At 71.4% G+C, this 21,749-nt stretch carries 16 protein-coding genes and 1 tRNA gene; 9 read left to right on the top strand and 8 right to left on the bottom strand.

Features of this window, described 5'->3' with window-relative positions; genetic code table 11:
- Nucleotides 1-120: 120 nt before the first annotated feature.
- Nucleotides 121-2,859, bottom strand: a complete 2,739-nt coding sequence (polA, locus tag ACFSJS_RS20040; protein WP_380902322.1) for a DNA polymerase I — start codon at nt 2,857-2,859, stop codon at nt 121-123.
- 91 nt (nt 2,860-2,950) lie between these two features.
- On the opposite strand from polA, the gene ACFSJS_RS20045 reads away from it, so the two are divergent.
- From ACFSJS_RS20045 to ACFSJS_RS20055, 3 genes are all read left to right on the top strand, one after another.
- The gene (locus ACFSJS_RS20045) at nt 2,951-5,251 is read left to right on the top strand and encodes an FdhF/YdeP family oxidoreductase (RefSeq protein WP_380902324.1); all 2,301 of its coding nucleotides are present in this window, start codon (nt 2,951-2,953) and stop codon (nt 5,249-5,251) included.
- A 78-nt stretch (nt 5,252-5,329) separates the two neighbouring features.
- On the top strand, nt 5,330-5,800 hold the full coding sequence (locus ACFSJS_RS20050; protein WP_380902326.1) for a PaaI family thioesterase: 471 nt from the start codon (nt 5,330-5,332) through the stop codon (nt 5,798-5,800).
- A gap of 109 nt (nt 5,801-5,909) precedes the next feature.
- The gene (locus ACFSJS_RS20055) at nt 5,910-6,815 is read left to right on the top strand and encodes a trypsin-like serine protease (RefSeq protein ID WP_380902328.1); all 906 of its coding nucleotides are present in this window, start codon (nt 5,910-5,912) and stop codon (nt 6,813-6,815) included.
- 94 nt (nt 6,816-6,909) lie between these two features.
- On the opposite strand, the gene ACFSJS_RS20060 is transcribed toward ACFSJS_RS20055, so the two are convergent.
- The 6 genes from ACFSJS_RS20060 to ACFSJS_RS20085 all read right to left on the bottom strand — a co-directional run bounded on the left by ACFSJS_RS20060 (nt 6,910) and on the right by ACFSJS_RS20085 (nt 13,448).
- On the bottom strand, nt 6,910-7,680 hold the full coding sequence (locus tag ACFSJS_RS20060; RefSeq protein WP_380902330.1) for an ABC transporter ATP-binding protein: 771 nt from the start codon (nt 7,678-7,680) through the stop codon (nt 6,910-6,912).
- Nucleotides 7,677-8,624 carry an ABC transporter ATP-binding protein gene (locus tag ACFSJS_RS20065; protein ID WP_380902332.1) on the bottom strand — a complete coding sequence of 316 codons (948 nt, stop codon included), beginning with the start codon at nt 8,622-8,624 and terminating at the stop codon, nt 7,677-7,679. The genes ACFSJS_RS20060 and ACFSJS_RS20065 overlap by 4 nt, the downstream gene beginning before the upstream one ends.
- Complete coding sequence (locus tag ACFSJS_RS20070; RefSeq protein WP_380902334.1) at nt 8,621-10,009, bottom strand: branched-chain amino acid ABC transporter permease; 1,389 nt, start codon at nt 10,007-10,009, stop codon at nt 8,621-8,623. Before ACFSJS_RS20070 ends, ACFSJS_RS20065 begins: the two co-directional genes overlap by 4 nt.
- On the bottom strand, nt 10,006-10,929 hold the full coding sequence (locus ACFSJS_RS20075; protein ID WP_380902336.1) for a branched-chain amino acid ABC transporter permease: 924 nt from the start codon (nt 10,927-10,929) through the stop codon (nt 10,006-10,008). Before ACFSJS_RS20075 ends, ACFSJS_RS20070 begins: the two co-directional genes overlap by 4 nt.
- A 172-nt stretch (nt 10,930-11,101) precedes the next feature.
- Nucleotides 11,102-12,262 carry a branched-chain amino acid ABC transporter substrate-binding protein gene (locus ACFSJS_RS20080; protein ID WP_380902338.1) on the bottom strand — a complete coding sequence of 387 codons (1,161 nt, stop codon included), beginning with the start codon at nt 12,260-12,262 and terminating at the stop codon, nt 11,102-11,104.
- 508 nt (nt 12,263-12,770) lie between these two features.
- Complete coding sequence (locus ACFSJS_RS20085) at nt 12,771-13,448, bottom strand: ANTAR domain-containing response regulator (RefSeq protein WP_380902340.1); 678 nt, start codon at nt 13,446-13,448, stop codon at nt 12,771-12,773.
- Between the two features lie 96 nt (nt 13,449-13,544).
- Here ACFSJS_RS20085 and ACFSJS_RS20090 point away from each other — a divergent pair.
- Together ACFSJS_RS20090 and ACFSJS_RS20095 are read left to right on the top strand one after the other, a co-directional pair.
- Nucleotides 13,545-13,619: transfer RNA gene (locus tag ACFSJS_RS20090), tRNA-Leu, on the top strand.
- 110 nt (nt 13,620-13,729) lie between these two features.
- Nucleotides 13,730-14,518: a transcriptional regulator gene (locus ACFSJS_RS20095; protein WP_380902342.1), complete on the top strand. Its 789-nt coding sequence runs from the start codon at nt 13,730-13,732 to the stop codon at nt 14,516-14,518.
- 122 nt (nt 14,519-14,640) lie between these two features.
- Here ACFSJS_RS20095 and pyk read toward each other — a convergent pair whose 3' ends face one another.
- Complete coding sequence (gene pyk, locus ACFSJS_RS20100; RefSeq protein WP_380902344.1) at nt 14,641-16,074, bottom strand: pyruvate kinase; 1,434 nt, start codon at nt 16,072-16,074, stop codon at nt 14,641-14,643.
- A gap of 360 nt (nt 16,075-16,434) precedes the next feature.
- Here pyk and ACFSJS_RS20105 point away from each other — a divergent pair, with 360 nt between their 5' ends.
- The 4 genes from ACFSJS_RS20105 to ACFSJS_RS20120 all read left to right on the top strand — a co-directional run bounded on the left by ACFSJS_RS20105 (nt 16,435) and on the right by ACFSJS_RS20120 (nt 21,690).
- On the top strand, nt 16,435-18,240 hold the full coding sequence (locus ACFSJS_RS20105) for a bifunctional metallophosphatase/5'-nucleotidase (RefSeq protein WP_380902346.1): 1,806 nt from the start codon (nt 16,435-16,437) through the stop codon (nt 18,238-18,240).
- A 129-nt stretch (nt 18,241-18,369) separates the two neighbouring features.
- Nucleotides 18,370-18,825: a hypothetical protein gene (locus ACFSJS_RS20110; protein ID WP_380902348.1), complete on the top strand. Its 456-nt coding sequence runs from the start codon at nt 18,370-18,372 to the stop codon at nt 18,823-18,825.
- Nucleotides 18,826-18,853: 28 nt separating this feature from the next.
- Nucleotides 18,854-21,154 (top strand): hypothetical protein, encoded by a 2,301-nt coding sequence (locus tag ACFSJS_RS20115; protein WP_380902350.1) that lies wholly within the window; start codon nt 18,854-18,856, stop codon nt 21,152-21,154.
- Nucleotides 21,151-21,690, top strand: a complete 540-nt coding sequence (locus ACFSJS_RS20120; protein ID WP_380902352.1) for a hypothetical protein — start codon at nt 21,151-21,153, stop codon at nt 21,688-21,690. The genes ACFSJS_RS20115 and ACFSJS_RS20120 overlap by 4 nt, the downstream gene beginning before the upstream one ends.
- Nucleotides 21,691-21,749 lie beyond the last annotated feature (59 nt).

Genomic DNA, 21,749 nt, shown 5'->3' on the forward strand with positions numbered 1-21,749 from the left:
TCCCTCGGTGTCCACGGCGGTTCACCCGGCCCCTTCCCGCGCGCCTGCCCCGCGGCGCCCGGGAGGCGGGCCGGCGGACCGCCGGCCCGCCTCCCGGGCGCGCCCCCGCGGGCGGCGTCCTCAGTGGGCGGCGTTCTCCCAGTCCCCGCCCGAACCCACGGAGACGTCCAGCGGCGCCCGCAGTTCGACGGCCCCGGCCATCTCCCGGCGCACCAGCTCCTCCACGGCCTCCCGCTCCCCCGGGGCGACCTCCAGCACGATCTCGTCGTGCACCTGGAGCAGCATCCTGGAGCGCAGCTTCTCCCGCGCCAGCGCCCGGTCCACCTTCAGCATCGCGATCTTCACGATGTCCGCGGCGGTGCCCTGGATCGGGGCGTTGAGCGCCATCCGCTCGGCCATCTCCCGGCGCTGGCGGTTGTCGCTGTTGAGGTCGGGCAGGTAGCGGCGGCGGCCCAGGATGGTGGAGGTGTAGCCGGTGGCCCGCGCCTCCTCCACCACCCGGTGCAGGTAGTCGCGCACCCCGCCGAACCGCTCGAAGTAGGCGTCCATCAGCCGGCGCGCCTCGTCCGGCACGATGCCGAGCTGCTGCGACAGGCCGAAGGCCGACAGCCCGTAGGCCAGCCCGTAGGACATGGCCTTGATCTTGCGGCGCATCTCCGGGTCCACCCGGTCCTTGGGCACCTCGAAGACCTGGGAGGCGGCGGTGGTGTGCAGGTCCTCGCCGGAGGTGAACGCCTCGATCAGGCCCTCGTCCTCCGACAGGTGGGCCATCACCCGCAGCTCGATCTGGCTGTAGTCGGCCGTCAGCAGCGTCTCGTAGCCCTCGCCGACGACGAAGCCGCGGCGGATGGCCCGGCCCTCGTCGGTGCGGACGGGGATGTTCTGGAGGTTGGGGTCGGTCGAGGACAGCCGGCCCGTCGCGGCGACCGTCTGGTTGAAGGTGGTGTGGATGCGGCCGTCGGCGGCGACCGTCTTGATCAGGCCCTCGACGGTGGTGCGCAGCTTGGACTGCTCGCGGTAGCGCAGCATGACCACCGGCAGTTCGTGCTCGGTCTGCGTCGCCAGCCAGGCCAGCGCGTCGGCGTCGGTGGTGTAGCCCGTCTTGGTCCGCTTCGTCTTCGGCAGCCCCAGCTCGCCGAAGAGCACCTCCTGCAGCTGCTTGGGCGAGCCGAGGTTGAACTCGTGTCCCACCGACGCGTGCGCCTCGCGCACCGCCTGCTCGACGGCGGCGGCGAACTGCTGCTCCAGGTTCCCCAGCCACGCCCGGTCGGCGGCGATGCCGGCGCGCTCCATCCGCGCCAGCAGCTCGGAGGTCGGCAGCTCCACCTCCCTGAGCAGATCGGCCGCGCCCACCTGCTCCAGCCGCCCGGTCAGGGCCTCGCCCAGATCCAGGATGGTGCGGGCCCGGCCCATCAGGGCGTCCGCCTCGGCCTCCTCGTCGCCGCCGAGGGTCAGCTGCCCGCTCGCCTCGGCGGTGCGGGCCGGCTCACGCCCCAGGAACTCCACCGACAGCGCGTCCAGCGCGAAGGAGCGGCGGCCCGGCTGCACCAGGTAGGCGGCCAGCGCGGTGTCCATCACCACCCCGTCGACCCGCCAGCCGTGCTCGGCGAAGACCCGCATCACGGCCTTGGCGTCGTGCATGACCTTGGGCCGGCCGGCGTCCGCGGCCCAGCCCGCGAACGCCTTCTCGTCGGCCTCGTCCAGCTGCGCCGGATCGAACCACACCGCCGGACCGGCGGCCGTGGCCAGGGCGATCTCGGTGACACCGCCCGCCCCCAGCCGCCAGTTGTCGACGGTGGCGAGCCCCAGCGGGCCCGAGCCGGACGCGGCGTGCTCCGCCAGCCACGGCGCCAGCTCGCCCGTCCCCAGGATCGCGCCGTCGACCTCGACGCCGTCGGACGGGGCGGCCTCCTCCTCCGCCGCGCCCGGGTCGACGGCGTACAGCCGGTCGCGGAAGCCGGTGTTGCGGAACTCCAGCGCGTCCAGCACGACCTCCAGCGCCTTGCGGTCGTACGGCACGCGCTCCAGGTCCGCCGGGCCCGCGGGCAGCTCCACGTCGCACACCAGGGCCGTCAGCCTCCGGTTGAGGCGGACGCCGTCCAGGTGCTCGCGCAGCTTCTCGCCGACCTTGCCCTTGACCTCGTCGGCGCGCTCCAGCAGCTGCTCCAGCGAGCCGAACTGCCTGATCCACTTCGCGGCCGTCTTCTCGCCCACGCCGGGGATGCCGGGCAGGTTGTCCGACGGGTCGCCGCGCAGCGCGGCGAAGTCCGGGTACTGCCGGGGGGTGAGGCCGTACTTCTCCTCCACCTTCGCGGGCGTGAAGCGCGTCAGCTCCGACACCCCCCGGGTGGGGTACAGCACCGTCGTCGAGTCGTTGACGAGCTGGAAGGAGTCGCGGTCGCCGGTGACGATGGAGACCTGGAAGCCCTCGGCCACCGCCTGCGTGGCCAGGGTGGCGATGACGTCGTCCGCCTCGAAGCCCTCCACCGCGAACCGCCGCACGTTCATCGCGTCCAGCAGTTCGCCGATCAGCTCCACCTGCCCCCTGAAGCTGTCCGGCGTCTTGGCGCGGTTGGCCTTGTAGTCGGCGAACTCCGCCGAGCGCCAGGTGACGCGGGAGACGTCGAAGGCGACCGCCAGGTGGGTGGGCACCTCGTCGCGCAGGGTGTTCGCCAGCATCGAGGCGAAGCCGTAGACGGCGTTCGTCGGCTGCCCCGTGGTGGTGGAGAAGTTCTCCTCGGGGAGCGCGAAGAACGCCCGGTAGGCGAGGGAGTGCCCGTCCAGCAGGAGCAGGCGCCTCTCGGCGGGCGCGGACGGCTGTGTCGGTGCTGCGGTCGCTGTCGATGCTTTGTTGGCCACGCCCCGATCCTGCCACGCACCGCCGACAATCCCTCCCGGGCGTCCGCGGCGCCGTGCCGCATGTCGGCCGCGCGTGGCAGGATCACCCTCCATGAAGCGCAAGCCGCCCGCCACCGACCCCGTCCAGGACGCCCCCGCGGTCGGCGCCCCGCGCCGCTCGGCCGCCGGGCTGCCCGCCGTCGCCCGGTCCCTGCGCACGGCCCACCGGCAGATGGGGGTGCGGCGCACCGCCCTGACGCTGCTGGGGGTCAACCAGGAGGACGGCTTCGACTGCCCCGGCTGCGCCTGGCCCGAGCCGGGGCGGCGGCACACCGCGGAGTTCTGCGAGAACGGGGCCAAGGCCGTCGCCGAGGAGGCCACCCTGCGGCGCGTCACCCCCGACTTCTTCGCGCGGCACCCCGTCTCCGAACTGGCGGCCCGCTCCGGTTACTGGCTGGGGCAGCAGGGGCGCCTCACCCGTCCGATGTACCTGGCGGAGGGCTCCGACCACTACGAGCCGGTCGACTGGGACCGCGCCCTCGACATCGTCGCCGAGGAGCTGCGCGCCCTCCCCTCCCCCGACGAGGCCGTCTTCTACACCTCCGGGCGCACGAGCAACGAGGCCGCCTTCCTCTACCAGCTCCTCGCCCGCTGCTTCGGCACCAACAACCTGCCCGACTGCTCCAACCTGTGCCACGAGTCCTCCGGCGCGGCCCTGACCGAGACCCTCGGCGTCGGCAAGGGCAGCGTGCTGCTGGAGGACCTCCACCGCGCCGACCTGATCGTCGTCGCCGGGCAGAACCCGGGCACCAACCACCCCCGGATGCTCTCGGCGCTGGAGGAGGCCAAGAGGGGCGGGGCGCGGATCATCACCGTCAACCCGCTGCCCGAGGCGGGCCTGGAGCGGTTCGACAACCCGCAGACCCTGCGCGGCCTGGCCGGCCGCGGCACCCGGTTGACCGACCTGTTCCTGCAGATCCGCCTCGGCGGCGACCAGGCCCTCTTCCGGGAGCTGTGCCGCCGCGTGCTGGCGGCGGACGGCGGGGTGGACGAGGAGTTCGTCCGCGAGCACACCCACGGCTACGAGGAGTTCGCGGCAGCCGTCCGCGCCACCGACCCCGGGGAGGTGCTGCGCGCCACCGGCCTCGACCCGGCCGACATCGACCGGGCCGCCGAGATGGTGCTGGCCTCGGAGCGCACCGTGGTGTGCTGGGCGATGGGCCTGACCCAGCACCGGCACGCCGTGCCCACCATCCGCGAGATCGTCAACCTCCTGCTGCTGCGCGGCGCCGTCGGCCGCCCCGGCGCCGGGGTGTGCCCGGTGCGCGGCCACAGCAACGTCCAGGGCGACCGCACCATGGGCATCGTCGAGAAGCCCTCCCCGGCCCTGCTGGACGCCCTGGAGGAGGAGTTCGGCCTCCCCATGCCGCGCGCGCACGGCCTGGACGTGGTGAACGCCATCCGCGCCCTGCGCGACGGGCGGGCGAAGGTGTTCTTCGCCCTCGGCGGCAACTTCGTCGCCGCCTCCCCCGACACCGAGGTGACCGAGGCCGCGATGCGGCGGGCCCGGCTGACGGTGCACGTGTCCACCAAGCTCAACCGCTCCCACTGCGTCACCGGCGCCCGCGCCCTGATCCTGCCCGTCCTCGGCCGCACCGAGCGCGACGTGCAGGCGGGCGGCGAGCAGTTCGTCACCGTCGAGGACTCCATGGGCGTGGTCCACGCCTCCCGCGGGCGGCTGGCCCCGGCCGGCGGGCACCTGCTGTCGGAGCCCGCCCTCGTGTGCCGCCTGGCCCGCCGCGTCCTGGGCCCCGACCACCCCGTGCCCTGGGAGGAGTTCGAGGCCGACTACGCCGCGATCCGCGACCGCATCGCCCGCGTGATCCCCGGCTTCGCCGACTTCAACGCCCGCGTCGCCCGCCCCGGCGGCTTCACCCTCCCCCACGCCCCCCGCGACGAGCGCCGCTTCCCCACGGCCACCGGCAGGGCCAACTTCACCGCCGCGCCCCTGGCGTACCCGCGCGTCCCGCCCGGCCGCCTGCTGCTGCAGACGCTGCGCTCCCACGACCAGTACAACACCACCGTCTACGGCCTGGACGACCGCTACCGCGGCATCAGGGGAGGCCGCCGCGTGGTGTTCGTCCACCCCGGCGACGCCGCCGCGCTGGGCCTGCCCGACGGCTCCTACGCCGACCTCACCAGCGAGTGGGACGACGGCCGCGAACGCACCGCGCCCGGCTTCCGCGTCGTCCACTACCCCACCGCCCGCGGCTGCGCCGCCGCCTACTTCCCCGAGACCAACGTGCTGGTCCCCCTCGACGCCACCGACGAGGTCAGCAACACCCCCGCCAGCAAGTCCGTGGTGGTCCGCCTCACCCCCGCCGGGGAGCCGGCGCCGGCCTCTGGTAAGTAAGACGGTGTAGAGCGCAACCATCCGCACCGGGGCGGCGCACCTCCACCGCCCCGGCACGACGATCGGAGCCGTGGGCCCATGGGCGAGCCGACCAGCACCACCTTCCCGCAGGAGATCATCGACCAGTGGGCCGGGTCCGGCGTCGACCTGCCCTCCCTGTTCTCCGCGGGGGACCTCGGCCGCCGCATGGGCCTGGAGGTCCTCCAGGCCTCCCCGGAGAAGGTCGTCGGCACCCTGCCCGTCGAGGGCAACACCCAGCCCTACGGGCTCCTGCACGGCGGTGCCTCCGCCGTGCTGGCCGAGACCCTCGGCTCCATCGGCGCCATGCTCCACGGCGGGCCGGGCAGGATCGCCGTCGGCGTGGACCTCAACTGCACCCACCACCGCGGGCTGAGCTCCGGCACCGTCACCGGCACCGCCACCCCCCTGCACCGCGGCCGCACCACCGCCACCTACGAGATCGCCGTCACCGACGAGCAGGGCCGGCGCGTGTGCTCCGCCCGCCTCACCTGCCTGCTGCGCGACGCGCCCGAGGGCGCCCACGGCTGACCACCGAACGGAATCCCCCGCTCCAAGGGGTGTTCCCGCCCGCCCCCGGCACGCTTCAATACCGGCTCGGGCCGCCACCGGGGCGGCCGGGACCGAAAGGGCACCGATCGTGCGGGCCATACGCCTGACAACCACCCGGCAGCGCGCCGCGGCCACCGCCGCGGCCACCGCCGCGGCCGTCGCCGCCCTCGCGCTGGCCGCCGCGGCACCCGCCGCGGCGATCAGCTCCTACAACTCCGAACCCGCTCCGGAGCGGACCGAGGTCGGAGCGCTGGTGGTCTCCCACGACCACGACGAGGACCCCGCCACCCCCGAGCAGGTCGACTGGGTCTGCTCCGGCACCATGATCGACCGGGACACCTTCCTCACCGCCGCCCACTGCACCACCGACTGGCCGGCCGGCGCCCGCTTCCACGTCTCCCTCGACCAGGACGTGCAGGCCGCCCTCGACGCCGCCGCCGGGGAGCACCCCGGCGACCCCGGCGCCGTCGCCGCGGCCGTCGCCGTGGAGGGCACCGCGCACAACCACCCCGGCTACCCCGGCCCCTCCTCCGACACCCGCGACATCGCCGTCGTCGAGGTCCCGGCCGACGAGATGGCGCGGCGCTGGGACTTCACCCCGGCCACCCTGCCCGCCGCCGGGCAGCTCGACGCCCTGGGCCCCGCCGCGCTGGACGACGCCGCCTTCACCGTCGCCGGCTACGGCACCCAGGAGGCCCGGCGCGGCCCCGGCGGCCACACCCACCCCGGCGGTGGCGTCCGCCTGAAGGCGCCCACCGACTTCAACGCCCTCAACAAGGCGTGGGTGCGGGTCTCCATGATCGGCGCGCAGGGCAACGGCGGCGCCTGCTACGGCGACTCCGGCGGCCCCAACTTCGCCGCGATCGGCGGCGAGCGGATCCTGGTGGGCACCACCATCACCGGCGACTCCCCGTGCTACGCCACCAACGTCGCCTACCGGCTCGACAGCCCCGGCGCCCGCGCCTTCCTCGCCCCGTACACCGACCTGCCCTGACCGGCGGCACCCGGCCCGGGAGCGGGACGGCGGTGCCCCCGCGGCCGGGGAGGCCGCCGCGGCACCGCCGCCGGTGACAGGGGGAAGGGGCCCGCTACGCGGCTCCCTCGCCCAGGTAGGCGGCCCTGACCCGGGGGTCGGACAGCAGCACCGACGCCTCGCCCTCCATCGCCACCGCACCGGTCTCCAGCACATAGCCGCGGTCCGCCAGCTGGAGCGCCTGCGCGGCGTTCTGCTCCACCAGCAGCACCGTGGTGCCCTGCTCGTTGATCTCCCTGACGATCTCGAAGATCTGCTGCACGATCAGCGGCGCCAGACCCATCGACGGCTCGTCCAGCAGCAGCAGCTCCGGCCTGCCCATCAGGGCCCGGCCGATCGCCAGCATCTGCTGCTCGCCGCCGGAGAGCGTCCCGCCCAGCTGGCTCCTGCGCTCCCCCAGCCGGGGGAAGAGGGTGAACACCCGGTCCAGGTCGGCCTTGTCCACCGATTTGAACCGGTAGGCCCCCATCCTGAGGTTCTCCAGGACCGTCATCCGCGGGAAGACCCCACGCCCCTCGGGGACGTGCCCGATGCCGAACCGGACCAGGTCGTGCGACTTGATGCCGTCGATCCGCTCCCCGTGCAGCAGCACCTGGCCCTCGCGCGGGGCGATCATCCCCGACGCCGTCCGCAGCGTGGTCGACTTGCCCGCGCCGTTGGCGCCCAGCAGCGCGACCACCTCACCGCGGCGGACCGTCAGGTCGATGCCCTTGAGCGCCTCGATCGCGCCGTAGAACACCCGCAGGTCGCGGAGTTCCAGCAGCACCGGGGCGGACGTCCCGCCGTCGCCGGGCTGCTCCTTCTTCAGCTGCGTGGTGACGCTCACTCGTGCTCCTCGGTGTCCTGCGCCCGTGCCTCCGGGCCGTCCGTGCCGTCGGAGTCCGCGGCCCCCGTGCCCGCCTCGGCGACCACCTCCGCCACCGCGGCCTCGTCCTCCTCGCCCACGGCACCCAGGTACGCCTCGATCACCGCCGGGTCCCGCTGCACCTCGGCCGGCGACCCCTCGGCGATCTTCCGGCCGAAGTTCAGCACCATCACCCGGTCGGCCACCGACATCACCAGCCGCATGTCGTGCTCGATCAGCAGCACGCTCACGCCCAGCTCGGTGTTGATCCGCCGGATCAACACCTCCAGCTCCAGCTTCTCCGTCGGGTTGGTGCCCGCCGCCGGCTCGTCCAGCAGCAGCACCTCCGGGTCGGTCGCCAGCGCCCGCGCGATCTCCAGCCGCCGCTGGTCGCCGTAGCTCAGCGACCCCGCCAGCTCGTTCATCTTCTCCAGCAGGCCCACGAACGACAGCACCTCGTGCGCCCTGCGGTCGCTGGTCCGCTCCGCCCTCCGCGCGCCCGGCAGCCCCAGCATGACCGAGACCGGCCCGGCCTTCAGCCGCGTCTCCGCCGCGATCTTCACGTTCTCCAGCGCCGTCAGCGCCCCGAACAGCCGGATGTTCTGGAACGTGCGCGCCAGGCCCAGCCGGCTCACCACGTGCGGCTTGGCGCCCAGCAGCGAGTGCTCACCGCCACCGCGCGGACGGTAGGCGATCCGCCCCTCCTGCGGCACGTACGCGCCGGTCAGCGAGTTGAACAGCGACGTCTTGCCCGCGCCGTTGGGGCCGATCACCGCCAGCACCTCGCCGCGCCGCATCCGCAGCTCGACGTCGTCCAGGCTGGTCAGGCCGCCGAACCGCAGCGTCACGCCCGACGTCTCCAGCACCAGGTCCCCGGCCGCGTCCGCCGCCGGCACCCGGCCCGTCTTCGTCACCTCGGTGGTCACCGCTGTCCGCCTTCCGCCGGGCCGGTCGCGTCGGCGCCACCGACCCCCGCCTCCGCCATCCTCAGCTCGCGCTTGCGGCGGCGGGAGGGGATCACGCCCTGCGGCCGGTAGATCATCATGATGACGAGCAGGGCCCCCAGGTACATGTAGCGGTCCTTGGGGTCCACCCACTCGCGCAGGTACTCCGGCAGCCACACCAGGAACGCGGCGCCGAACAGCACGCCGGGGATCGACCCCATGCCGCCGAAGATCACGTAGGCGAGCACCAGGACCGACAGCAGGATCGCGAAGTTCTCCGGGTTGAAGTACCCGACCTTGCTCGCGTACGCCACACCCGCGACACCCGAGGTCGACGCGCCGATCGCGAACGCCATCAGCTTGTACCGCACCGTGTCCACACCCGTGGCCGCCGCGGCCACCTCGTCCTCGCGGATCGCGGTCCAGGCCCGGCCCACCTTGGAGTGCTCCAGCCGCATGAACAGGAAGATCGCCAGCACGATGAACCCGATCAGCAGCCAGTAGTACGGCATCGGGTCCAGCTCCCACTCGTAGGAGAAGAAGCCCAGGTCGATGCTGAACCGCTCGACCTTCACGCCCCGCGCGCCCTCCGTGACGCCCTCGGCGTTCTTCGCCATCAGGTAGACGATCTCGTGGAAACCCAGCGTCACGATCGCCAGGTAGTCGCCGCGCAACCGCAGCGTCGGCGCGCCCAGGACCACCCCCGCCACCAGGCAGGTCAGCACCGCGACCGGCAGCACCAGGAAGTTGTTCAGCACCACCGGCGGCTGCACCGGCAGCGCACCCGTCCAGTACGCCGCGCTGTAGGCGCCGATCGCGAAGAACGCGATGAAGCCCAGGTCCAGCAGGCCCGCCCAGCCGATCACCACGTTCAGGCCGATCGCCAGCAGCACGAAGATCGCGATCTGGTCCACCAGCACCTGCTGCCAGTACCGCTCCACGCCCAGCGGCCCGAACACCGCCAGCGCCAGCAGGGCCGTCAGCACGCCCGCGCGCACCCGCCCGTCCGACTCCCACCGGCTCCGCGCCGCCGCCAGCGGACCGGAGGCGGCCTGCCTGGCGCCCCCCACCGCGCGGGCGGCCTGGTCGGCCAGGAACTCCCGCACCGCCCAGACGGCCACCGCGGCGGCGACCCAGATCCACAGGCCCGGACCGGTGAAGTCCTCCCGCAGCGCCAGGAACAGGTCCTGGGTGGTGCCCTCCTCGCCCGTCATCAGCGTCAAGGTCACCGCGATCGCCAGCATCGCGCCCAGCCGCCGCCACCGCGGCTGCTGGTACCAGCGCACCCTCCGCAGCCGGGCCGCGGCCGACAGCGCCTCCGGAGCCTCCGGGGCGGACCCTGCCGGAGCCGAGGTCTTCACGCTCATGCCGTCCTCCCCAGACGCTCGCCGAGAATGCCGGTCGGACGGACCATCAGCACCAGCACCAGCACCACGAAGGCCCCGACGTAACGCCAGTCGTCGCCCCACAGGCCGACCGTCATGGTCTCCACCACGCCCAGCAGCAGACCGCCGAGCATCGCACCGCGCACGTTGCCGATGCCGCCCAGCACCGCCGCGGCGAACGCCGTGATGCCGGGCAGGAAGCCCATCGTGTACCACACCTGGCTGTTGGTGCCGAAGAGGAAACCGGCCGCACCGCCGAGCAGACCGCCCAGCACGAACGTCCGGGAGACCACCTTGTCGATGTCCACGCCCATCAGCGACGCGACATCCGGGTCCTGCGCCACCGCGCGGATGCCCGACCCCATCTTCGTGCGGTTCACCACGTAGTCCAGCAGGACCATCATCGCGACCGCCGACACCAGGATCAGCACCTGGGTGACGGTCAGCTGGGCGCCGAAGACGCTCAGCACCTTCGTGTTCTCGTACATGGTCGGCATCGGCAGCGGATTGCGGCCGAACAGCTTGCCCGCCAGGTTGTACAGGAAGAACGAGGCGCCGATCGCGGTGATCAGGAACACCAGGCGCGGCGCGCCCCGCCTGCGCAGCGGCCGGTACGCCACCCTCTCCAGGCCGAAGGCCACCGCGCCTCCCAGCGCGGCGCCGGCCAGCATGCCGATCAGCACGTAGCCGACCGAGCCCATCCCGGTGGGCGTCGTCTCGGGAATCAGGGCGGTCAGGGCCAGCAGGCCCCCGTAACCGCCGAACATGAACACCTCGCTGTGCGCGAAGTTCAGAAGCTGCAGCACGCCGTAGACCAGCGTGTAGCCGATGGCGATGACGGCGTAGAGACTGCCGAGCACCACCCCTAGGACGAGGAAGTCCCAGAATTCGCTGAGGGACATCGAACTGTCTTCCTTGTGGGAATGTGCCGCCCGGCCGTGCGTTCAGCACCGGGCAGGGGCGGCCCGGGATCACGGGGGCGGACGCGCCGGGACGCGGGCGTCCGCCGGGTGTCGTGCCGGCCGGCGCGGGAGCCGAGCCCGCCGCGCCGGCCGGCCGGAAGCATCGGCCGGCTCAGCCGACCAGCTCGTCGATGTTGCCCTGGTACTCGATGCCGTCGCCCTTGACCTGGTACAGGTAGATCGTCTGGTTGGTGAACTCGCCCTTGTCGTCGAAGGAGAACTCCTTCGTCAGACCCTCGTACTTCGCGCCGCGCAGCGCGTCCACCAGCGCCTGGCGCTCGACACCGCCCTCGGCGTGGAGCTTCTTGATCTCCTCGATGATCATCGTCGCGGCGTCGTAGGACTCGGCCGAGTAGGTGCCCGGAGCCTGCTTGAACTCCTTCTCGTAGTCGGCGGCGAACTTCTTCGTCGCCTCCTCCTTCGTGGCGTCCGTGCACGGGCAGGTCAGCAGCCAGCCGTCGGCCGCGTCGCCCGCCAGGTCGATGAACTGGACGTCGTTGGTGCCGTCGCCCGACATCGCCACACCGTCGAAGCCCGCCTCCTTGAGCTTCTTGGCGAACGGCCCCGCGTCCTGGTAGTAGCCGGCGTAGATCATGGCGTCCGGCTTGTTCTTCACGACGTTCTTCGCCGCGGCGCTGTAGTCCGGGGTCTTCTGCGGCACGCTCTGGCGCACCACCTCCACGCCCGCCGCCTTCAGGTCCTTCTCCGCGACGTCCGCCAGGCCGATGCCGTAGTCGGTCTTGTCGTCGACCACCACGACCTTCCCGGCCTTCTCCTTCTCCGCCAGGTACTTCGCCATGCCCGCGCCCTGGGCGCTGTCGTTCGGCACCGCGCGCAGGAACGTCTCGTAGCCCTTGGTGGTCAGGTCCGGGCGCGTCGCCGAGGACGACAGCGCCACCAGGCCCGCGGCGCCGTACACCTCGGCAGCGGTGTCCGCCGGACCCGAGAACGCCGGGCCGATCACCGCGACGACGCCCTCGTCGTCGATCGCCTTCTGCGCGGCGGCCGTCGCCTTGTCCGGCAGGCCCTGGTCGTCGACCGGCATGTACTCGACCTTGAAGCCGAGGTCGCCCGAGGCGTTCGCCTGGTCGATCGCCAGCTTGATACCGTTCTCCATGTTCTGGCCGAGCTGGACGTTGTCGCCGGAGAGCGGGCCCTGGAAGGCGATTTTGTACGCGCCGTCGCTTCCGCTGTCCCCCCCGCCGCATCCGGTGAGCGCGAGCGCACCGATGGCCATGGGAACGGCCAGCTTGACGATGGTCTTGTTGAGCACCTGGAACCCCCTGGAGCCAGCTCAGATCACGACGACCGCCGTACTGTCCCGGCGTCGCGGCCCGCACGTACGTGTGTGCGGTGTGGCCCGGAATCTATTGCCCCGGAAGCGGACCAGACAGATGAGAGCGACAGATGTGATCTCCCTGTGACCTGCGCCATGCGCCGGAAACAGAACACTCCTTACCGGAGAACGGACAGAAAGGGAAAGATCAACAGAGGCCGGACCGGTGGAATTCCGATCCGTTCCGACCAACTCCCCGACCAAAGGGCGCACTTGCGGTCGCACACGCGCCGGAGACAAACCCGCGCCCCCGGTCCCCGGCCCGACCAGGCGAAACCACCCCCGGCGCCCTTTGCACCCCCGCCCCCGAAAACGACGCCGGACACCCGCCGACTCCCCTCTCCGGCCGCCGGCGCGCGAATCCCGCGCGAAAACGCCCGGACACCCGTCCGCGTCCCACCGCGGAGGGGCCCGGGCGCCACCGGACCACCGGGAGCGGCCCCGGTCACTTCCGCTGCTTCTTCTCCTCCGCGTCCTGGATCACGGCCTCCGCCACCTGCCTCATCGACAGCCGCCGGTCCATCGACGTCTTCTGGATCCACCGGAACGCCGCCGGCTCCGACAGCCCGTACTGCGTCTGCAGCAGCCCCTTGGCCCGGTCCACCAGCTTCCGCGTCTCCAGCCGCTGCGCCAGGTCCGCGACCTCCTGCGTCAGCACCTTCATCTCGTTGAACCGCGACACCGCCATCTCGATGGCGGGCACCACGTCGCTCTTGCTGAACGGCTTCACCAGGTACGCCATCGCACCCGCGTCCCGGGCCCGCTCCACCAGCTCGCGCTGCGAGAAGGCCGTCAGCATCAGCACCGGCGCGATGGCCTCCTCGGCGATCTTCTCCGCCGCCGAGATCCCGTCGAGCACCGGCATCTTCACATCCATGATCACCAGGTCGGGACGGTGCTCCCGCGCCAGGTCCACGGCCCTCTGCCCGTCCCCGGCCTCGCCGACGACGGTGTAGCCCTCCTCCTCCAGCATCTCCTTGAGATCCAGGCGGATCAACGCCTCGTCCTCGGCGATGACGACCCGCGTCGTCTCCGGCGGCACGTGCGCCCGCTCGTCGGCGCCACCGCCGGCGCCGTCGCCGCTGTCGGTGCTGATGGGCTCGGGGATGTCCGCGGTGCTCACTGGGCTCCTCGTTTTCCGGCCGGGTGGACCACATGAGCCTACCTAGTTCCTGTAAGGTGGTCCCACGTCGGGAGGGCTCGACCTTCGATTCCCAAGGCCCCGGTAGCCCAATTGGCAGCAGGCAATGGATTCAAAACCCATACAGTGTCGGTTCGAATCCGACCCGGGGCACTTTCCCTTCGTTTCCAAGGCTGCAAGCGCAACAGGGGAACTTCACTGATCAGGAGTAACGTCCTCCTGCTGCCCCCTTGGAGAACCCCGCTCCGTGCACGCTTGCGGCCATGTACGACCTCGACACCCGTAGGCGCGTCCTCACGCTTGTCGGTCAGGGACGCAGCCTCAACTCGGTCAGCAGAGCGACCGGGATATCCCGCTCCACCATCCGCGCCTGGCAGACCAGGATCGAGCCACTTCCCCACCCCCGCGCCTCCCGGGAAGCCAAGTGCGTCCGCTGTGCGCCCGAGCCGTCCCTCCCCGCCGACCGCCCCGCCTACGCCTATCTCCTCGGCCTCTATCTCGGCGATGGGTGCATCAGCGCGCATCCGCGGCGCGACGGCCACTACCTGCGCATCGCTTGCGCCGACGCCTGGCCCGGGTTGATCACCGCTTGCTGCGAGGCGATCACAGCCGTCCTGCCGGATCGCAGCGCCTACCGTGCGCGGGCCGAGGGCTGTGTGATGGTCACCTCCTACGGCCATCACTGGCTCTGCCTGTTCCCACAGCACGGCACGGGCAGAAAGCACGAGCGGCGGATCACTCTGGAGTCCTGGCAGCGGGAGATCACCGACGGGCACCCCTGGGAGTTGGTCCGGGGTCTGGTCCACTCCGACGGCTGCCGGATCACCAACTGGGCGACGCGCCCCGTGGGCGGCGTACGGAAGCGCTACGAGTACCCGCGCTACTTCTTCACCAACACCTCCGAGGACATCGTGCGCCTCTACGTCGAGGCCCTGGACCGCGTCGGGGTCGAGTGGAAGGCGACACGCCGCCGCACGGGCGTGTACGACGTCTCCGTGGCCCGGCGGGCGTCCGTGGCGCTGATGGACGAGCACATCGGCCCCAAGCACTGAGCCGGGGCCGGGCCGGGCGCGGGTCCGCGGTGGAGGGGCGGGGAAGCCCCGGCCGCCGCTGGCGCGGGACGGCGTCCGGGGCTTCCGGTCCGTGGGGGCCGGTCCGTGGCGGGGCCGGCGGATCAGCGGACGGGGCCGCTCTCGCCGATGTGGTGGACGCGGACCATGTTGGTGGTGCCGGGGACTCCGGGCGGGGAGCCGGCGGTGATGATCACCTTGTCGCCCTCCCGGCAGCGGCCGATCCCCAGCAGCTGCTCGTCGACCTGCCGGACCATCTCGTCGGTGGTCCGCACGGTGGGACCGAGGAAGGTCTCCACGCCCCAGGTCAGGCTGAGCTGGGTCCGGGTGGCCGGGTCGGGGGTGAAGGCGAGGACGGGGATGGGCGAGCGGTAGCGGGACAGGCGCCGGGCGGTGTCGCCGGACTGGGTGAGGGCGACGAGGAAGTCGGCGCCGAGGAAGTCGCCCATCTCCGCCGCGGCGCGGGCCACGGCACCGCCCTGGGTGCGGGGTTTGCCGCTCTCGGTGAGCGGGGGCAGGCCCTTGGCGAGCATGGCCTCCTCGGCGGCGGCGACGATGCGGCTCATGGTCCTGACCGTCTCGACGGGGTGTTTGCCGACGCTGGTCTCGCCGGAGAGCATCACGGCGTCGGTGCCGTCCATGACGGCGTTGGCGACGTCGGAGGCCTCGGCGCGGGTGGGCCGGGAGGAGTCGACCATGGAGTCGAGCATCTGGGTGGCGACGATGACGGGCTTGGCGTTGCGCCGGGCGATCTCGACGGCGCGCTTCTGCACCATCGGGACGGTCTCCAGGGGCATCTCGACGCCGAGGTCGCCCCGGGCCACCATGAGCCCGTCGAAGGCGGCGACGATGTCGTGGAGGTTCTCCACCGCCTGGGGCTTCTCTATCTTGGCTATGACGGGGAGGTGGCGCTCCTCCTCCTTCATGACGCGGTGGACGTCGGCGATGTCGCGTGCGCTGCGGACGAAGGACAGGGCGATGACGTCCACGCCGGTGCGCAGGGCCCAGCGCAGGTCCTCGACGTCCTTGCCGGAGAGGGCGGGTACGGAGACGGCGACTCCGGGGAGGTTGAGGCCCTTGTGGTCGGAGACCACGCCGCCTTCGGCGACCTCGGTGCGGATGCGGGGCCCGTCGACGGCGGTGACCCGCAGGGCGACGCGCCCGTCGTCGACGAGGATGGTCTCCCCGGGGGAGACGTCGTCGGCGAGGCCCTCGTAGGTGGTGCCGCACTGTTCGCGGTCGCCCTCGACGTCCTCGGTGGTGATGGTGAACTCGTCGCCGCGTTCGAGGAGGACGGGCCCTTCGCGGAATCGTCCCAGCCTGATCTTCGGGCCCTGGAGGTCGGCGAGGACGCCGACGCTGCGTCCGGTCTCCTCCGCCGCGCGGCGCACCCGGTGGTACCTGTCCTCGTGTTCGGCGTGGCTGCCGTGGCTGAGGTTGAGGCGTGCGACGTCCATGCCGGCTTCGACGAGTGCCCTGATCCGCTCGTACGAGTCGGTGGCGGGCCCGAGCGTGCAGACGATTTTGGCGCGGCGCATGGCGTCGACCCTATGTCGTACCTGTGGGTAGGGAAATGCGATGAGGCAACTGTTCAGCGGCTGTTTCTCAAAGGGCCGCCGACGGCCTGTGGAATGTGCGCGGAGTTGCTCTGATGAGCGTTTCCTTTTCGTTCGGCGCCGGGAAAGGGAGGGCGTTCCGGGCGTTCCGGAAGGGCGCGCGAATTTCCGGAGCACCGCATTCCCCCTTTCTCGCGGGGCCGTCCGCCTCCGGCGGGCGTCCGCGGGGGCTCTGTTGACAGCAGCGGGGGCCGCGTCGGACTCTACGCGCGTCGCCAGGGAGGCGGCGGTACGCGCCGCTTCGGGGGCGCGGGTTCGCACGACCGCGAGGAGAACAGCACCATGCCGCTCGACCGCAGAGGTTTCCTGGGCCGGACCGCGGCCACCGGAGCGGGCGTCGCCCTGGCGGGCGCGGTGGCCGCGCCCGCCGGGGCCCGGGAGGAGGACCGGAGCGGGGGCGGGGCTGCCAAGCGGTACTCGTTCACCGTGATGGGGACGACGGACCTGCACGGCACCGTCTTCAACTGGGACTACTTCACCGACGCCGAGTACGACGACAGGGACGGCAACGACATCGGGCTGGCCAAGATATCCACCCTGGTCGCCCGGATCCGGCAGGAGCGGGGGCGGGGCAACACCCTCCTGATCGACGCGGGCGACACCATCCAGGGCACCCAGCTGTCGTACTACTACGCCAAGGTCGACCCGATCACCGGCGAGAACGGCCCGGTGCATCCGATGGCACAGGCGATGAACGCCATCGGCTACGACGCGGCGGCGCTGGGGAACCACGAGTTCAACTACGGCATCCCGGTGCTGCGGAAGTTCGAGGAGCAGTGCGACTTCCCGCTGCTGGGCGCCAACGCCCTGGACGCGGTCACCGGCCGTCCGGCCTTCCCGCCGTACTGGACGGGCCGGCTGCGCACGCCGCGCGGCCGGGACGTGAAGGTGGCGGTGCTGGGGCTGACCAATCCGGGCATCGCCGTCTGGGACAAGGCGCACGTGCAGGGGAGGATGACCTTCCCCGGCCTGGAGGAGCAGGCGGCGTTCTGGGTGCCGCGGCTGCGGTCGATGGGTGCGGACGTGGTGATCGTCTCGGCGCACTCGGGCACCAGCGGCACGTCCTCCTACGGGGACCGGCTGCCGCACGTGGAGAACGCGGCGGCGCTGGTGGCGGAGAGGGTGCCGGGCATCGACGCGGTCCTGGTGGGCCACGCGCACGCCGAGATCCCCGAGCGCCGGGTGGTGAACGCGGAGACGGGCCGCGAGGTGGTGCTGTCGGAGCCGCTGAAGTGGGGGCAGCGGCTGTCGGTGTTCGACTTCGGCCTGGTGTGGGAGCGGGGCCGCTGGGTGGTGGAGTCGGTCTCGGCGCGGGTGCTGGACTCCGCCGAGGTGGAGGAGGATCCGGCGATCACGCGCCTGCTGGGCGACGAGCACGCGAAGGTGGTGGCGTACGTCAACCAGGTCGTCGGGACGTCGGTCGAGGCGATGTCGTCCGCCGAGGCCCCGTACCGGGACACGCCGGTCGTCGATCTGATCAACTTCGTGCAGGCGGAGACGGTCCGCGAGGCGCTGGCGGGCACGGAGCACGCCGGGCTGCCGGTGCTGTCGCAGGCGGCGTGCTTCTCGCGGTCGGCGGTGATCCCGGCGGGCGAGGTGACGATCCGGGACGTGGCGGGGCTGTACCCCTTCGAGAACACGCTGGAGGCGCGGCTGATCACCGGCGCGCAGTTGCGGGAGTACCTGGAGTTCTCGGCGCGCTACTACGCGCGGGTGCCGGCGGGCGCGCCGGTCGATCCGGCGGGGCTGACGAACGCGGGCGGCATCCCGGACTACAACTACGACGTGGTGAGCGGCGTCTCGTACGACGTCGACATCTCGCGGGAGCCGGGGTCGCGGATCGTCGGGCCGGTCATCGGGGGGCGCGAGGTGGCGGACGACGACCGGTTCGTGCTCGCGGTGAACAACTACCGGGCGAACGGGGGCGGGAACTTCCCCCACATCGCGTCGGCCCCCCAGGTGTGGGCGAACTCGGAGGAGATCCGCAACACGATCATCGCGTGGGTGCAACGGGCCGGGGAGGTCGACCCGGCGCGGTTCGCCTCGGTGGACTGGCGGCTGGTGCGCGAGGGGACGCCGGTCTTCTGACAGGGCCGGCTCCGCCGAGCCCGCCGCGAGCGGCCCGGGGCGGGCCCCGCCCCGGGCGGCCGTGCACGCGCCGACTCCGCACTGTTATTGTCCGGACACCGAATCGATCCGACCGGTCATGGGGGACGCATGTCGTTCGACGAGGAGTGGGCCGCCCTGGTGGCCGGGGCTTCGCAGCAGGGCGGCGTCCGCGTGCACGTGAACAGCGCCGGTCCCGGCGGGGGCGGAGGCGGCGGGCAGCACGACCTGTCGACCAGCCAGGTCGAGCTGGGGGCCATCGGGCACGACGCCTACGTACTGTTCGGGCGACTGCAGAAGGACGGCGACATCGCCCGCGACTCCAGCGACACCGCCGCCACCACGTTGAAGAACGCCGATTTCACCCTGGGTGAGGAGCTCGGTCTCACCGTCGGCGTGTGGAACTCCCAGCTCAAGACGTTGCTGCAGTCCTGTGCCCACATCTCCAACCACCTCGACTACAGCGCGAAGTCCTACGCCAGGCAGGACGAGGAGATCGAGGCCCGGATGCGGCACCGCGACGGCTCGGCCATGTCGGTGTCGGAGATCGAGCGGTACTACAGGTGACGGACGGGGAACCGGGGGAGGCACCACCATGGCCACGTTGACCTTCAGCGATCTGTACGGCGTCTCCTTCTCCAACCTGTCGGCGGCGGTCTCGGACTGGGAGTCGATGGCCACCAAGCTGGAGAAACTGGCCGACGACGCCCGCACCGGCATGGCGGCCAAGGCCGACAAGGCCGAGTGGAGGGGTGAGAACGCGGGCGTCACCAAGCCGTTCGTCCGCAAGACGGCCAAGGAGTTCGAGGATGCGGCCGCCCAGGCCAGGAGCATCAGGAACATCCTCAAGGACGCGCACGCGGACCTCAGGTCCGTCCAGTCGGACCTGAAGAAGGAGGTCGGGGACGGCCGCAAGCAGGGCATCCGGGTGGTGGACAACGGCGACGGAACCGTACGGTGCGCCTTCGACCGCCAGCCGGACAACAGCGCCCCCTCCGAAGAGCAGCGGCGGGCCGGAGCGGACCTGGCGACCCGGATCGACCGGCTGATCGTCCGGGCCGAGGAGATCGACGACCTGGCGGCACGGGCGCTGAAGAAGGTCCACGGCGGCGACACCCACAACTTCGGGCACGCCACCTACAGGTCGTTGGACGAGGTCGAGGCCGAGCGCGCCGTGGAACTGGCGAAGTTGGGCCCCGACATGTCCACCGCCCAGTACCGCGAGTTCAACAACCTGATGGCCTTCAACGCCCGGGACCCGGAGTTCTCCACCTCCTTCTACAAGGGGTTGGGCGGGCCCGAGGAGGCCCTGCGCTTCTACGGCCGCATGGCGCTCGACGGCACGCAGGGGGACGGGGAGGAGAACAAGGAGCGGCTGGCACTGTCCCGGGAGCTCCAGCGGAACATGGGCATCGCGCTGGCCGCAGCCACCGACCCGGACAACAGGACGCACCTGCCGTCCGGTTGGGGTGACGAGTTCCGCAAGCTCGGCACCCAGCAGATCGAGCTGGAACCGGGGGCGTTCGGCCGGCAGCCGTACGGATACCAGGTCCTCGGCGGGATGCTGCGGTACGGGAACTACGACGCGGACTTCCTCACCCCGATCGCGGAACACGTCACCCAGCTCCACCACGAGAACCCCATGCGGTTCATGTCGAACAAGCCGGTGGGCATGGGGGACATGGACTTCGGTTACAACCCGTCCGGGAAGGGCGGGGCCGGCTACGACCCGTTGACGAGCGTGCTGGAGGCGCTGGGACACAGCCCGGAGGCGTCGGAGAGGTTCTTCACGGGCGAGCCGACGGTGTACCGGGAAGACGGAACGGTGAACCCGGACAGGAAAGCGGAGCTGGGGTACACGTACAAGGAGGAACTCCTCAAGAAGGACTTCGTCTGGCCGCCGGACACCCTGGCGATGCCGGGCACGGAAGGTTCCAGGGACGTCTTCGAGCACGGCCCCGACGCGCTCGGTCACGCGCTGGAGTCCGCGGCCACCGGACGCGCGTACGACAGCGAGTCGACGGAACCGGTCGAGCACACGGTGGAGCGTGCGGAGTTCACCGAATACCTGGTGTCGTACTTCGGCGAGAATCCCGATCTGATCCGCCACAACGAGAACGGGGAAGCGAAGGACCTGAAGTCCGGCCCGCTCCACGTGCTGCGGGACAGTCTCGGCAACATCACCGCCGAGTACATGGGCGACTTCCAGCGCTCCATGTACGGGGACGACCCGTCGGACCACTTCCCGATCAACGGTGTGCCGGCGGTCTTCGAGGACAGCAGTCACGTGATGCGGTTCCTGGGCGAGGTGGGTCAGGACCCGGACGCCTACGCCACGATCACCAGCGCTCAGCAGGCGTACACGACGTTGATGGTGGACAGGGTCGTCAACGAGGAGACGCAGTCGACGGTCTCCCTGGAGCAGCGGGTCAGCAACGCGGTCGCCCCCGGCGCGGTGATCGCGGGCATCATGAGCGAGGCCCGCGCCGACGCCGTCCACGACTACCACACGGCGGCCGCCAAGGACTTCAACGAGGCCGCGGCCGAGAAGGGCAAGTGGGCCACCCGTACTATCGAGTTGGGCACTTCCTTCATCCCGCAGCGGGTTCCGGTGGTGGGCGAGGTCGTCAACTGGCTGGCCGAGGACATCACCAACAGTGTGGTGAAGAGCACCGAGAAGGATGTCACCGAATTCAAGGGTGACGGCAGTCGGGATTACAGTCAGGCAAGAGACGCAACCGTCGAAGCTTCCAAGGAAGCCATCAGGCGCGCCTGCTCAATGAGCCCTGAGATCAACCTTCAAACCATGGAAGACCTTCAGCGCTCGGTGGGCCCCCAGGCGGGAAACAGTTACAGCGAGGGAACCAGTTGGAGGCGTTCGGGAGATGTTTCGTGAAGCTTCCCTCGATTGATTCGGCGCGCTTTTCGTGCTGCCTGCTGGCAGCTGTTCTGATCCTTTCTTCGGTCGGCTGCTCACAGGAGGAGAAGAAACGGAACTACTCGGTTCCCGAACAGTTGTGCGGCCTGGATGTCGGCGGGAAGTTGGCCGAGCCGTTCATGCCTCCGGGCGATCGAGTGCACCAGGCCGAAGAAGGCGGTGGCGTCTCCATCTGGCACTGCGACATCTCGGTCGATGACAAAGCCGTTTTCCAGATGGCTCGCGAATGGTGGAAACCCGGATGGTCGGCACGGCGCTTCGCTCCCTCGCAGGCCTACGTGGAGCCGGAACACGAAGCCGCCGACGAGTCGTACGTCTACTCGGACGAGGGTGCGGTAGCGGCCCTGCGCTGCACCGAGGAGGGGAACGACTGGGACCTCTTCCTGGTGGCCAGGGTGAGGGACGCGGGCGTACCCGACGAGAAGGCCATGGGGAAGTTCATCACCGCCTATCGCGCCGAGGTTCTGAAGACCGACCCGTGCGCCGAGGAGTGAGTCCCGGCTGACACGGCAAGGCGCCTGACCCCGTCCGCAGCCGGGGCCAGGCGCCTTGC

The sequence above is a fragment of the Streptomyces desertarenae genome, from assembly GCF_042681365.1.
Classification (GTDB): Bacteria; Actinomycetota; Actinomycetes; order Streptomycetales; family Streptomycetaceae; genus Streptomyces; species Streptomyces desertarenae.

Coding starts and splice junctions, on each gene's coding strand:
- ACFSJS_RS20045 (WP_380902324.1), top strand. CDS start 2,951: ATGAAGCGCAAGCCGCCCGCCACCGACCCCGTCCAGGACGCCCCCGCG.
- ACFSJS_RS20050 (WP_380902326.1), top strand. CDS start 5,330: ATGGGCGAGCCGACCAGCACCACCTTCCCGCAGGAGATCATCGACCAG.
- ACFSJS_RS20070 (WP_380902334.1), bottom strand. CDS start 10,009: ATGAGCGTGAAGACCTCGGCTCCGGCAGGGTCCGCCCCGGAGGCTCCG.
- ACFSJS_RS20075 (WP_380902336.1), bottom strand. CDS start 10,929: ATGTCCCTCAGCGAATTCTGGGACTTCCTCGTCCTAGGGGTGGTGCTC.
- ACFSJS_RS20095 (WP_380902342.1), top strand. CDS start 13,730: ATGTACGACCTCGACACCCGTAGGCGCGTCCTCACGCTTGTCGGTCAG.
- pyk (WP_380902344.1), bottom strand. CDS start 16,074: ATGCGCCGCGCCAAAATCGTCTGCACGCTCGGGCCCGCCACCGACTCG.
- ACFSJS_RS20105 (WP_380902346.1), top strand. CDS start 16,435: ATGCCGCTCGACCGCAGAGGTTTCCTGGGCCGGACCGCGGCCACCGGA.
- ACFSJS_RS20110 (WP_380902348.1), top strand. CDS start 18,370: ATGTCGTTCGACGAGGAGTGGGCCGCCCTGGTGGCCGGGGCTTCGCAG.
- ACFSJS_RS20115 (WP_380902350.1), top strand. CDS start 18,854: ATGGCCACGTTGACCTTCAGCGATCTGTACGGCGTCTCCTTCTCCAAC.